Raw genomic sequence first — 13,435 nt, 5'->3', positions numbered from 1 at the left:
ACACCTTCCCCGAAAAGGAGGAAGGCATGTCTCAGACAAGAACCATTGCGAGTGTGGGGGAAGTCCTTGTCGAGTTTGTTTCCCACCGGCGCAACTGTTCACTGGAATTGATTTCAGACTATTCAGGACCTTATCCCAGCGGCGCTCCTGCCATATTTCTTGATCAGGCCGCCCGGATGGGCGCTCGTACCGAGATGATCGGTGGTGTGGGTCGTGATGGCTTCGGTCGGAGTGTCGTTAAGCGATTGAATGCGGATGGCGTCGGCACCCGGGGCATTCAGTTCTCGGAAAACCGCAGTACCGGTGTTGCCTTCGTTTCATATTATGACAGTGGTGATCGCGACTTCATCTTTCATTTATCGGGAACGGCCGCTGATCAATTCGAAACGCCTTTCTCTCTCCTGGATCCGGCACAAACCATCCTCCACGTTTCTGCTTCGTCGCTTGGCGCCGAGACGATGCGCAGCAAGATATTGGCAGCTGTTCGACAAGTTTCCGCCGCAGGCGGTTGGATCACATGTGACCCCAACGCTCGTCCCGAACTGATGAGTGATCCTTCTGCAGTGGACGCTATCCACGAAGTAATGGACTGTAGTTATTGTTTACTTCCAAGTACCAGTGATCTTCAGTTTTTGTTTCCCGATTTATCTGAAGAAATCGCCGTGAACCGGCTTCTAGACGCTCGCGCCGAGATTGTTGTTGTCAAACGAGGCGCAAGCGGTGCCACGGTTGTCGGACAAGGCGAACGGTTCGATTTCCCGGGGCACGACGTGAATGAAATCGACCCAACGGGCGCCGGTGATTGCTTCTGCGGGACTTTTGTCTCGCTGATTTCACAAGGTGTTCCTCTTTTTGAAGTAGGGCAGAAAGCTAACGCTGCAGGTGCCATCGCCGTGACACGGCGAGGCCCAATGGAGGGTAACTCCAGCCCGGGTGAAATTAAAAGATTTCTTGAAAGCGCCAAGCCCAAGGAGTTCATAGCATGAGTCTCGTTCATGACCTGATCGCCCGAAACCGCAGTGGCGACCCCATTGGCCTGCCGTGTTTCTGCACCGCGAATGAACATGTACTGCGCGCGGTTCTTGCCTATGCTGCCGAAACGGGATTTCCCACGGTGATCGAAGCGACCTGCAATCAAGTCAATCAAGACGGGGGGTACACCGGTATGACACCCCGGTGCTTCATGGGGTGGCTAAGCGGCATGGCAAAAGAGGCTGGTGTTTCGATGGACAAGCTGATCCTTGGTGGTGACCACTTGGGCCCCAATCCGTGGAAGTCGGAGCCCGTCGCACAAGCCATGGAAAAGGCGCGCGAGTTGGTGAAACTCTACGTCGAAGCAGGGTTCACGAAAATTCATCTGGACGCCAGTATGGCTTGTGGCGGCGAACCAAATCCAAGCTTCGGTGAGATCGCGAAACGCGCGGCCGATCTTTGCGCAACTGCAGAGGCTTACGCACCAGATCCGGACAAATTAATATACATCATTGGCACCGAGGTTCCGGTTCCCGGTGGCGAAACCGAAGAACCTGAAACACTGGATGTCACATCTGTTGCGCGTTTCCATGAAACCATTCAGACGCATCGCGATGCCTGGGCGGAAAGAGGATTGGATGCCGCCTGGCAGCGCATCGTTTCAGTGGTCACCCAACCTGGAGTGGACTTTGGTCACACGTCGGTCTTCCCATTCGTCCCGGACAAGGCCCGTCCACTCAGCGAAGCGATATTGTTGGAAGATGGACTGACCTATGAGGCGCACTCGACGGACTATCAGTCAACGGCCGCCTTGACCGATCTGGTCAAGAACCACTTCTTCTTTTTGAAGGTAGGTCCGGAACTGACGTTCAGATTTCGGGAAGCCGTCTGGGCCCTGGTCTCCATCGGAGAGCAGCTGGGATCTGGCAAGTCGTCACGGCTCCGCAACATAATCAACGACCGAATGAACGAAGCCCCCTACTACTGGCAAGACTACTACAATGGCAGCGATGAGGAACTTAATGTCCTGAAGATCTACAGCTATAGCGACCGTATCCGGTATTACTGGGCGGATGCCGAGGTTGCCGAAGCACTGGATGACCTGATTGAGACACTCAGCATCAAATCAGCGCCGGAGACGGTCGTATCCCAATCATTTATGGGGCTCGAATTCGGTGAGATGCCGAGTTCGCCCAGCGAACTGATCGAACGGCATGTTCAGCGTTGTGTGGATCGATACTTTGAGGCCGCTGGACAAAATGCTCACCCATAATATTGGCCGGCTACGTTTAGGGGACGATCCGTGCGTCAAATTTCCGGTTCGTCCAAGAACCGCAACCGGATAACCGCTCGGTGATTTGTGCCACCGCGTCCTGTTTGAAATCGTCACTGAAATTGCTCGTGCCCATCATCGCCTCCTTGCCTCAAAATTAGGAAAGAAGGCGTCTGCAAATCTAGAGGACATTCAGTGCAAGCCGTTGAAACAATTGCTCATAAGCCCAGAGGAGGTCCACACTCAAACTGTGCACTCCAACTTCATACCCGGCAAAATGCGCCGGGTTTCGTTTTCTTCGAAGCGAAGTTACGCCGGGGCGAAGAAGACGTCGGACATTCCTGCCAAAAACAGGCAAAGCAGAACTGTTCCGAGATGAAACAAGGCACGCTGAGCGTGCGTTTCAAAATTTCAGACAGCCTGCAGCCAAAAAAGCTAAAGCGCGCGTCGGTGATCCTTAACTTGAAGACCTGAGCACATCAAAAAGCGCTGATGGCGTGGCGGGTTCAAAACCCACGCGCCTTAAAACCGTGAGACGATCCGGCTTGCGCTACGATCATCGAAAAAGGCGCGCAAAACGAATTCGTCGACCCAGACACAGGTCACTCCGGCGATGGAGCCCGCACCTTTCATCGCCTTCGGCAAACGTCCCGAGCTGTCGTATATCAGGTAGAGCGTGATGCCCAAAACCTCGTTTTTTCCCAAAACGGCAACCCAATGCCCAATTGACGGGCTAATCACATTGTTGAGCGCAACCATGGCAGGCGATCGCCCCGCATTTGTTCGCTCATCCAGAAACTCAATCAATTTGTTTTCAGTTGCGAAATTGCCGGAAGTCATGTCGCGCAGTCGGAACCCACTTGCGCCCAGGCTTTCCAGATACCGCGCAGCATCCAGGACATGCAGGTCTTTTCCGGTGTTTTCCTTCCCGTGATCCTTCTCATCAATCGTTTCGTCAAATTTGTCGCGCGCTGCCAGCGCATCGTCGCGGTCAAAGCTGATCGAGGTCGGACCGAAAGAGGAATTTTCGGTTGCTGCCACTGCGTAGCCTGCAAAGTAGCCGCAATCCGCGCCACCGGGCAGAGTCTGCTTTGCATTGATGAGATTGGGTCTATTGTTGAGCGCGGCCCTCAGTATTTCGCGCTCGACAGCCATCATGGCATGATCAAGAGCGGGCCATGTCTCTTTTGTGCCCACGATCCCGTCAATTGTCGGGAGCTTGAAGTTGTCCTGAAAAATAACAACCCGCCCAGCGGTGAGGCGGCCGTATTTCCCATCCGTTTCCAGTAGCAGATCGCTGTCCTTCAGATCACTGAAGGTTTTGTGGCCCATCTTGGACAGGGCTTTCCCGCTTGGAGAATAGTGTTTTTGCAGGTTCTGCACCTTTGCGAGCATATTCAGATTATTCTGGAGCACTTCGACAGTAAATGACTCCGTATAGTTCTTTAGCAATGGCCAGTACTTAGGCCCATCAAACTCTGGCATTGTGCACGCCCTTTCCATCAATTCGTCTGCAATAAATCTGCGTCAATACTTGTGCACCAGTTGCGCGATACCCAGGTGTCCAGCGTCTTGCCAGTCCCTCACCGATTAAAACACTTCAGGCCGATCTGCCATCCGGAAGGACTACCCTGATCAACGGACGTTGGTATCGATCGCGAACACCAGAGTCTTTTACTTTGGCTCCCGGCCGGTTGATCAGCTCCTGCATTTTCGATTTCGCGGTTCGGCCCAGTTCCAATTCTTGCTGGCATTTCGGTCTATAGATCTCTGGTGTATCGAAACCGGATCTGTTTGGCGCGCCGTCGCCCAATGCGCGCATGTTCACGCCATTGCACTTGACCTTGTCACCCTCCACCGCAGAGAGAGTGTGCGGCAGAAATTGAAGCTGGAATCGTCGGGCGCTTGTGCCTCGGACCATGACTGAGCGACCTGACAAAGCACACCGGCAATTGAAAGCTGTTTTCTTGTTCCGAGAAATGCGCCGATGATCAGAATAAACAAAACGGCAGCAAGAGTTTCCCTCGCCGCCGTGGTCGAAATCTTATCACGTTTCCTGATCGCCGTTTTCTCAAGTCCGGCTCGGCTCCTTATGAGTCACCTTCGATTCCACTGCCCGCCAGTTCCCTGGCTCGAGGCGTATGACCGATCCTCTCCGTCGCAACAGCGCGTTCAATCCAATCTTCTTCATTTATTGCACGTCCGTCATCAGAGTACTACGCAGTACCTCGAGTTGGGCGGTCATTGTTGATGTTGAAAATCATACCATCGAGCAACTCTTCAAGGTCTGGGCGCGCAGCTGGCCCGTTTGAAATATCAACCAGCATCAACGTGCCGTCAGGGCGAATGCCGAACGCACCGGGCTCGGCAAAACGGTCCGATGTCTCTGCTTCGGAGAGTGGGTCGGACACGTATAACCCGAGCGCGCGCATCTGGTTCTCGGTTAGCCCGTAGCACAAATCAAAGTTCCAACTGAATTCAGCCTGGTCCGCTTTAGCTTTCTCTTCGGTATCCGCCGACACGACCACCACATCCATTGCAGCGGTCCAATCAGACAGCGCAGCATCCAACTTGTTCAAAAACCGCTTGCAGCGTGGGCAGTGCTTGCCGCGATACACAAACAGCATAGTCCACCTATCCTTTGGCACACCGATTTGTACGGAACCGCCGTCAATCTTCGGCAGGTTGAGCGTGGGCACCGGAGCGTTGACATTGGGTCTAGGCAGGGTCATTGAAAATCCTTCAAATGTGGACTGTGGGTAGGTAGCTTGAATACTAGGCCGTGGACTCATTAACACGTAGCCAGAGCCGGATGGAAGCGAGCTTGACGAAGGCGAGGAAGTTGGCGGCGCGCTTTTCGTATCGGGTTGCGATACGTCGGCAGTGCTTGATCCGGTTGAAGAAGCGCTCGACGAGATTGCGATCCCGATAGAGGTACGCGCTGAAGCAGATCGGATCGCGCCGGTTTCGACGGGGTGGGATGTTCGCCCAGCTTCCACGGGAACTCACGAACGTTCTTATCTCGGTCGCGTCATAGGCCTTGTCGGCGAGAATCATTCCGCCGCCTGGTAGGCCTTCAAGTAGAGCAACTGCCATCAAACTGTCATGCTGCTGACCGCCGGCAATCAAGACTTTGAGCGGCAGTCCGTTCGCATCGACAACGGCATGGATCTTGGTCGTCAGCCCTCCACGCGAACGTCCAAAACCTTCTCTGGCGTTATTCTGGATGCAACTTGCGTGCTGATGGGCGCGGACTACCGTGCTATCGATCATCTGCACTTTGGCATCGTTGCGATGCGAGATGGCAGTCAGGATACGATCCCAACGCCTGCGCAACGCCAACGCACGAAGCGATTGTAACAGGTGGTGTAGGGGCCGTAGCGCTCGGGCAGATCATGCCTCGGCGCTCCCGACCTCAAGATCCAGAAAATTCCATTCAAGACACGCCTGTCATCCACACGCGGGACGCCTCGCGGTTTGCGAGGAAGGACTGAAGCTATCAACCTCCATTCGGAGTCGGAGAGGGCGTGTCGCATGTTCGAGGCTCCTTTTCAGAGCTTGAATCACACCAGCATGCGAAACTTCAGTGTTTGCAAAGCCCCAGACGCTGTGGCTTGGTCCGTTTGATCGGTCGATCGCTTTGAACCCGTTGGTTTTATAGCTCATAATTGATGCTCAAGACCACGTGTTTGACCTACCTGAGTAACATCCAATCGCTGCTGCGGGTAGAACCATAATCTCGCCCATTCCATAGAGCGATTTGGCAAGGCCTGGATCTGGAGAAACAAGTGTGATGCTCCAAGCGTTAATCGAGATGATTGATGTATTTGGGTGGAGGTTTGATACTAGCCGAGAGTTTGGGAAAACAACCACCACGGCTTCCGACTCGTTTTGATCTGCCCCACCTGAGTGGTCCATTTTGATTGTTAGTGCATGACTGGGCTTTGGTCCATCCGGACGATGGTCTCCGGTGCCGGTGGTCGGTAGCCCAATGCGCTGTGCGGGCGCTTGGTATTGTAATGTTTCCTCCATTGTTCAATCAGGATTTGCGCTTCCTTCAGGCTGTAGAAGATTTCTCCGTCCAGCAGTTCGTCACGGAGCCGGGCGTTGAAGCTCTCGCAATATCCGTTTTCCCATGGCGAACCTGGTTCGATATAAGCGGTCTTGGCACCCACAGCGTTGATCCAGTCCCTGACGGCTTGAGCAACGAACTCCGGCCCGTTGTCTGATCTGATGTTGGCTGGAACACCTCGAAGGATGAAGAGATCCGTCAGCACATCAATCACGTCAGTGGAGTTTAGCCTTCGCTTCACCCGGATTGCCAGGCACTCTCGGGAATACTCGTCCAGGATGTTCAGAGTCCGGAATGCCTTTCCTTCATTGGTTCGGCAATGCACGAAGTCATAACTCCAGACATGATTGGGATACTCTGGTCGCAACCGGACACATGATCCGTCGTTCAGCCAGAGCCGCCCTCTCTTTGGTTGTTTCATAGGAACTTTCAGCCCCTCTCGTCGCCAAAGTCGCTCAACACGCTTGTCATTCACATGCCAACCGGCCTCTCTGAGCAAAGCAGCAATCCGACGGTAGCCGTAACGGCCATACTGGCGGGTCAGCTCAATCATATCCGCCACAAGACGTTCTTCGTCAGCACGCCCTGCTGGACGTTTCCTCTGCGTGGATCGGTGCTGACCCAAAACACGACAGGTTCGACGCTCTGACACGCCGAGATGTTGGCGGATATGATCGATGCAGGCGCGACGACGGGCGGGGCTCAGAAGTTTCCCTTTGCGGCCTCTGACAAGATCAGCTTGTCTAGGGTCAGGTCAGAGACCGCCTTGCGCAGCCGCTCGTTCTCTTTCTGAAGGCGTTTGAGTTCTTTCAGTTGGTCGGTTCCCATCCCACCATACTGCTTGCGCCAACGGTAAAACGTCTGTTCGGTGATGCGAACCTGTCGAATGGCATCGATCCTCGGCATCCCTTGGCCGACAAGGACTTCAACCTGCCGCAACTTCGAGACAATTTCTTCTGGCTTGTGACGTTTCGTAGCCATTTTGATCCTCCGTTTTCCTAAACATAACGGCGGACCACTTCAAAGGGGGAGGATCACTCGCATTCCTTCCAACGAATAGCGGGACTTGAAACCAACCGTTTCTTGGAACACGACCGGCGATTGCTGTCCCAGCGTGAGGCAGACACCGGCTGTACTAAACTGAGGTAAATTGTGCTCTGGTTCATGAACGCTGTCCAAGGCTCTTTTTCAAAATGGGATGTTACAGCGTGGGTACACCTCCAACAGAATTTTTTCCTGTCCGCGCCTAAATATTCAGATTAGCTGCTTGCAAATAGAAGGGGGATATAGCGCGTTTACCCAGCGGAATCTTGCTTTCGAAGTCGTTCTGGGACGTCTCACTCTTCAATAAGTTTGGCCCGCGGTATTTGCCGCCGCCGAGTGAACAGGTAAAGACGTCGGAATCGAACCTCTCAGTATTTCCGAACCGCTTGATTCTCGTCCTTCATTTGGAACCCAGTATTCTCGTTGCTTGTGGTATATTTTTCGAGTGGCGCTTGGTGAGAATGGCGGCACCTCATCTTTGAGGCAAGGTTTTCTGCATTTCTGAATACGTATTCAGAAACTACTTGAATACGTATTCTTGGTTGGCTATGCTTTAGCCACTGTGTCTTTTTAGGGAGGAAGAAATGCGCAGAAGGACTGCTTTGAAGGCGAGTGTCGCAGCGATTGCCATGATGCTCACCCCCATGACTGCTTTTGCCAGCGACATTGAATACAATTTGCTGGAAGGTAAGCCTTATGATGGAACCAAGCTCAATATCCTGAGCGTTGTCACCCCGCAATTCGACGGCCTGATGTTGCGTGCTGATGAGTTTACCGAGCTCACAGGTATCGAAACCGAATGGACATTCATTCCATTCGGATCCCTGCAGGAAAAGATCAACGCCGAGGGAATTGCCGCAAACGGGACGTTCGATGTTGTGAACTATCTGGACAGCTGGGGCCCGCCCAACGCGCACTGGTTGATGCCTATTGACGGTTTGATGGAACGCGACGGAATTTCCATGGAGAGGTATCCGGCAGCGTTCGCGCGCTCTGCTCAATTCGAGGGAAAAACGCTGGGATTCCCGCTGCGCGCCCATCCGCAGGTCCTGTTTTATCGCAAGGATCTCATAGACAAGGCACCAACCTCATGGGAAGAAGTTGCCGCCATGGGCAAAAGCTGGGAACACGAAGACATTTCCCCCATCGCGCTCTACTACAACAACGACGGAAACCGGCAAGCCCTGTTCATCTGGTTGAATTTTCTCTGGGGGGCAGGAGAAAAAGTTTTCAATGAGGACGGCTCGGCAGGCTGGACTACCGAGGCCGCACTCAAGGCAACCGAGGACTATGTTTCCCTGCTCACGGAGCATGGCGTTGCAAATCCCAATTCGGTTGCTTTTGTAGAGCAGGACGCCCGGCAATCCTTCATGCAGGGTAAATCGGCAATGATACCAGGCTGGTGGTGGTTTTATTCCGCATTCCAAAACCCGGAGACGTCAACGCTTACGAAAGACCAGATCGGTTTTGTCGGCATGCCCTCATATTCCGGCACGACAAAAACCTACGCGATCTCCATGCCGTTTGCGATTTCGGAGTACTCGCAAAACAAGGATGCCGCCTGGGAATTCCTGAAATGGTTGTCCAATCCGGAAATGGACAAGGCGAACGCCACGCAGCGTGAGGTCAAGGGGAAAAAGATCGTCAACAATGTCGTTACACATATCTCTTCGTTGAAGGATGAAGATGTGAACGCGGCAAATGACGGAATTCAGATAGCGGCGTGGGACTCTCTCAAGGAATCCGACATCATGCCTCAAATAGCTGAATGGCCAGAGGTTGGTGACATCCTGTCTGCCGCGATTGCTGAAGCTGCAGCCGGCGGAGATACCAGGCAATTGATGCTTGACGCCGGAGAGCAGGCAAACCGAGTGTTGCGTCGGGCCGGGCGTATCCAGTAAGCGGTTATTCTCCCAGAACCGGCCTGGTGCCGGGCAACTTGGCCCATCCCGATTCCCTCTGGGATGGGTCCTTTCCGGAATTGTCATCATGCGAGATAATACGCTCAAGTATCTCTTGGTTTTTCCAGCCGTCTTGGTGGTATTCGCGACAGCGGTCTGGCCGCTTGTCGAGAGTCTTCGGTTATCATTTACCGTCGGACGATTGAATCGGCCGGGTTCCCTGGATCAGTATCTTGGTTGGGAAAATTTTACCTGGGCATTCCTGTATGAGCCGGCCTTCTGGAACTCGGTACAAGTCACCGCGATCTATACTGTTCTCACAGTAGGGCTTACGACAGTACTTGCGCTCGGGTTGGCGATGCTGCTTGCGCCGGGCGGGAGATTGCGCTCGGGTGTTCAAACCATGCTGATCCTTCCGTTTGCAATGAGCCCGGCGTTGATCGGTGTCAGCTTCCGATTCATGTTCAATCCCGAGTTTGGCCTTTTCGATGCCTTTTTCGGCGCCGTGATCCCGCCGCTCGCCGATGTAAGCTGGTTGTCGGATCCGGTGCTGGCTTTCGCGGTTTGCGTGATGGCCGATGTCTGGGGCTGGATTCCATTTTTGACACTCGTGTTGATTGGTGGATTGGCGAGCGTGCCACAAGACACGATCGAAGCCGCTCAGGTCGACGGTGCGCCGAGCTGGAGAGTGTTTCGTGACGTGACGCTTCCGCAACTCGCGCCGGTCCTGGCCGTCGTCATCATCCTGAAGACGATTTTCAGTCTGAAAACGTTTGATCAGATATTCATGCTTACCAATGGCGGCCCAGGTACGGCAACGCAAACACTCAGCCACTACATCTATTTCAATGGCATGAAATACGGCCAGATCGGCTATGCCGCTGCCGTGGCCTGGCTCATGGTGATACCGATGATTTTCCTGACCTATGCCTATGCCAAATTCGTGTTTCAAAAGCGGTGACTGGTATGACAGGAAAGCAGAAAAGACAGCTGGTTGATGCACTTCAGGTCACGTTGATCCTGATCGCAATATTCATCATGCTTGTGCCGATCCTCTGGATCTTCATGGCCGCCTTCAAAAACCACATCGACGTGTTCCAGCTGAAGTTGTTTTTCACTCCGAGCCTGGAGAACTTTGCGACGGTTTTCGAGCCGCCCTACTACCTGGGGCACAAGCTGATGAACTCAACGATCGTCGCGTTTGTAACTGTGCTGCTTGCAATTCCGATCGCAACGATGGCGGCCTACTCGTTCAGTCGTTTCCGGCTGCGTGGCGAAACCTTGATGCTGGTCATCATCCTGGCAACGCAATTTGTACCGGCAGTCGTCATCATCCTTCCATTTTTCGTAATGTTTCGCGACATCGGGCTGCTGGATACAAGAATTGGACTCATATTGGTCAACCTGTCCATCGTCATGCCCTTTGCCATCTGGATGATCAAAGGCTTCATTGACGGAATACCCCTCGATACCGAGGAGGCGGCGATGGTCGATGGCTCGTCCCGCATTCAAGTGATCCTGAACATCGTCTTGCCGATGGCGGCACCTGGACTGCTGACCGCAGGTATCTTCTGTTTCATCATCGCCTGGAATGAATTCCTGTTCGCGCTGATTTTGACCAACAAGAACGCGGTGACCCTGCCGATCGGTCTGGCGCTGTTCAAGGCTGAAGAAGGCGACCTTTGGAACCTGCTCAGCGCAGCCGGCATCATCATCATGGTGCCAATGTTCGTTCTGGCGCTGATCATCCGCAAATATTTCGTACAAGGCATGACTATGGGAGCAGTACGTTAATGGCTGGGGTCATTCTCAAAAACCTGACCAAGAGATGGGGTGACTTCGTCGGTGTCGACAATCAGTCATTGGAAATCAACGACAAGGAGTTCCTTGTCCTCCTCGGACCGTCCGGCTGTGGCAAAACCACCACGATGCGAATGATCGCAGGACTTGAAGAGCCCACCGCCGGAGAGATCCGGATCGGCGATCGGGTCGTCAATGATGACCTTCCAAAAGACCGTGACGTCGCCATGGTGTTCCAGAACTATGGTCTTTATCCGCACATGACGATTTTCAATAACATCGCCTATCCTTTGAGAGTCCGTGGCACACCAAAAGAGGAGATCAGGCCAAGGGTTGAAAGGGCAGCCGCTCAGGTCGAGCTCACGCAGTTTTTGGACCGCAAACCCAAGGCGCTTTCAGGGGGGCAGCGGCAGAGGGTCGCTTTGGCACGAGCCATCGTGCGCACGCCGAAGGTGTTTCTCATGGATGAGCCCTTGTCCAACCTGGACGCAAAATTGCGGGTCACGATGCGCGCCGAACTGAAACATCTCAGTCGCGAGCTGAAAGTGACCACGGTCTATGTCACCCATGATCAGATTGAGGCGATGACGCTTGCCGACAGAGTGGCGGTTATGAACCACGGCGTGATTCAGCAGCTCGGGACACCGGACGAGATTTACAATGATCCGGCAAATCTGTTTGTCGCCGGATTCATTGGCTCACCGGCCATGAATCTCATCAATGGATCAGTGCAGGAAGGCATGTTCGTCACCACCGGCGGAACACGACTTGTTTCCGTTGACTCGGAGGATCGGGAAACGGTCGTCCTGGGTGTCCGCGCGGACGATATGCAAGTTTTCGAAGAGGGGCAGGGCGACATCGACGTTCGTATTTATGCCTTTGAAAACACCGGCGAAGCTACGCTCTTAACGGTCCAGTGGGGACAGCAGAGGGTCATTGCCAAAGGCGACAGACACTTGCGCAAGGAACAGGATGAGTTGGTCAGCATCTCTTTGAAATCTGACCATGTTTATTTGTTCGACCCAAAAACCGGAAACCGGATCGGGAGGTGACCTATGGCGATTGAATACATGAAGCGTTCCAAGCCTGAGGATGAGAGAGCTCTCGACGACGCAAATGTTCGTTCAATTGTCGAAGCGACGCTTTCGGACATCGAAAGACGCGGTGATGTTGCCCTGAGAGAACTCAGCCAGAAATTCGACAATTACGCACCCGACAGTTTCCGGTTGTCGACGTCTGAAATCGAAGCTGCAATGCAAAAGGTTAGCACGCGCGAAATGGAGGATATTCGATTTGCGCAGCACCAGATCAGACGGTTCGCCAATGTTCAAAAAGCTTCAATGATAGATGTAGAGGTTGAAAGTCTGCCAGGCGTCGTCTTGGGGCACCGCAACATTCCGGTCCAGTCGGTGGGCTGTTATATTCCAGGTGGCAAGTTTCCGATGGTCGCGTCTGCACACATGTCTGTTCTGACCGCCAGCGTTGCCGGTGTACCGCGGATCGTTGCGTCGGCACCTCCGGTCGAGGGAGCACCGCATCCGGCGATCGTTGCAGCCATGCAGGAAGCCGGTGCACATGAGATTTATGTCCTGGGTGGAATTCAGGCGATCGGCGCGATGGTCATCGGTTCTGAGTCCATTGCTCCGGTGCACATGCTTGTCGGCCCCGGTAACGCCTATGTGGCGGAAGCGAAGCGGCAGCTTTACGGTCGGGTCGGCATTGATCTGTTTGCAGGTCCAACCGAAACGATGGTTATCGCCGATGAAACCGTGGATGCCGAGTTGTGCGCGACGGACCTGCTCGGACAAGCGGAACATGGCTACAATTCGCCCTGCTGTCTGATCACGAATTCCAGAACTTTGGCAAAAGAAACGATTTCTGAAATTGAACGCATTCTCCAAATTCTACCCACTGCCGAAACCGCTTCGGTAAGCTGGCGGGACTATGGAGACGTCGTGCTTTGCGATAGCCATGAAGAGATGCTTCAGGTCGCAAACGACATGACCTATGAGCATGTTCAGGTCATGACGGATCGAGATGACTGGTATCTGAAGAATATGCATTCCTACGGTGCCTTGTTTCTTGGACCCAGGACCAATGTTGCCAACGGTGACAAGGTCATCGGCACAAATCATACCTTGCCGACAAAAAAGGCCGGGCGTTACACCGGCGGCTTGTGGGTTGGGAAGTTTTTGAAAACCCATTCCTATCAACGAGTTGATACCGACGAGGCTGCGGCGGAAATTGGCGCATACGGTAGTCGTCTGTGCATGCTCGAAGGATTTATCGGCCATGCCGAGCAATGCAACATTCGTGTTCGTCGCTATGGCGGCAGGAATGTGCCTTACGGAGCAGCGGTAGAATAACGGTCAG

General features: G+C 53.6%; 11 protein-coding genes. 7 read left to right on the top strand and 4 right to left on the bottom strand.

Annotation, left to right across the window (positions count from 1 at the left end; translation table 11 throughout):
- Nucleotides 1-26 precede the first annotated feature (26 nt).
- Both ACO6TI_RS28970 and ACO6TI_RS28965 read left to right on the top strand, forming a co-directional pair.
- Nucleotides 27-986 carry a sugar kinase gene (locus tag ACO6TI_RS28970; protein ID WP_422383869.1) on the top strand — a complete coding sequence of 320 codons (960 nt, stop codon included), beginning with the start codon at nt 27-29 and terminating at the stop codon, nt 984-986.
- Nucleotides 983-2,245 (top strand): class II D-tagatose-bisphosphate aldolase non-catalytic subunit, encoded by a 1,263-nt coding sequence (locus ACO6TI_RS28965; RefSeq protein WP_196878870.1) that lies wholly within the window; start codon nt 983-985, stop codon nt 2,243-2,245. The genes ACO6TI_RS28970 and ACO6TI_RS28965 overlap by 4 nt, the downstream gene beginning before the upstream one ends.
- Before the next feature lie 522 nt (nt 2,246-2,767).
- Here ACO6TI_RS28965 and ACO6TI_RS28960 read toward each other — a convergent pair.
- From ACO6TI_RS28960 to ACO6TI_RS28945, 4 genes are all read right to left on the bottom strand, one after another.
- Nucleotides 2,768-3,730: a peptidoglycan-binding domain-containing protein gene (locus tag ACO6TI_RS28960; RefSeq protein ID WP_158705697.1), complete on the bottom strand. Its 963-nt coding sequence runs from the start codon at nt 3,728-3,730 to the stop codon at nt 2,768-2,770.
- Nucleotides 3,731-4,461: 731 nt separating this feature from the next.
- Complete coding sequence (locus ACO6TI_RS28955) at nt 4,462-4,977, bottom strand: redoxin domain-containing protein (protein WP_196894671.1); 516 nt, start codon at nt 4,975-4,977, stop codon at nt 4,462-4,464.
- A 43-nt stretch (nt 4,978-5,020) separates the two neighbouring features.
- Nucleotides 5,021-5,781, bottom strand: a protein-coding gene (locus ACO6TI_RS28950; protein ID WP_196878867.1) for an IS5 family transposase whose coding sequence is annotated in 2 segments (ribosomal slippage) — nt 5,021-5,571 and nt 5,571-5,781 — 762 coding nt in all. Because the reading frame shifts where the segments join, the coding sequence is not laid out codon by codon here.
- Between the two features lie 390 nt (nt 5,782-6,171).
- Nucleotides 6,172-7,298, bottom strand: a protein-coding gene (locus tag ACO6TI_RS28945) for an IS3 family transposase (protein ID WP_196878866.1) whose coding sequence is annotated in 2 segments (ribosomal slippage) — nt 6,172-7,034 and nt 7,034-7,298 — 1,128 coding nt in all. Because the reading frame shifts where the segments join, the coding sequence is not laid out codon by codon here.
- Between the two features lie 647 nt (nt 7,299-7,945).
- On the opposite strand from ACO6TI_RS28945, the gene ACO6TI_RS28940 reads away from it, so the two are divergent.
- From ACO6TI_RS28940 to hisD, 5 genes are all read left to right on the top strand, one after another.
- The gene (locus ACO6TI_RS28940) at nt 7,946-9,262 is read left to right on the top strand and encodes an ABC transporter substrate-binding protein (RefSeq protein ID WP_196878865.1); all 1,317 of its coding nucleotides are present in this window, start codon (nt 7,946-7,948) and stop codon (nt 9,260-9,262) included.
- 88 nt (nt 9,263-9,350) lie between these two features.
- Nucleotides 9,351-10,223: a carbohydrate ABC transporter permease gene (locus ACO6TI_RS28935; protein WP_104705154.1), complete on the top strand. Its 873-nt coding sequence runs from the start codon at nt 9,351-9,353 to the stop codon at nt 10,221-10,223.
- Between the two features lie 5 nt (nt 10,224-10,228).
- The gene (locus tag ACO6TI_RS28930; RefSeq protein ID WP_104705153.1) at nt 10,229-11,056 is read left to right on the top strand and encodes an ABC transporter permease subunit; all 828 of its coding nucleotides are present in this window, start codon (nt 10,229-10,231) and stop codon (nt 11,054-11,056) included.
- Nucleotides 11,056-12,114, top strand: coding sequence for a sn-glycerol-3-phosphate ABC transporter ATP-binding protein UgpC (locus ACO6TI_RS28925; protein WP_196878864.1), 1,059 nt, complete (start codon nt 11,056-11,058; stop codon nt 12,112-12,114). Before ACO6TI_RS28930 ends, ACO6TI_RS28925 begins: the two co-directional genes overlap by 1 nt.
- Nucleotides 12,115-12,117: 3 nt before the next feature.
- Nucleotides 12,118-13,428: a histidinol dehydrogenase gene (gene hisD / locus ACO6TI_RS28920; protein ID WP_422383868.1), complete on the top strand. Its 1,311-nt coding sequence runs from the start codon at nt 12,118-12,120 to the stop codon at nt 13,426-13,428.
- Nucleotides 13,429-13,435 lie beyond the last annotated feature (7 nt).

This window comes from Roseibium album (assembly GCF_965233825.1).
Taxonomy (GTDB): Bacteria; Pseudomonadota; Alphaproteobacteria; order Rhizobiales; family Stappiaceae; genus Roseibium; species Roseibium album.
This window is presented reverse-complemented; position numbering and strand designations above follow the sequence as displayed.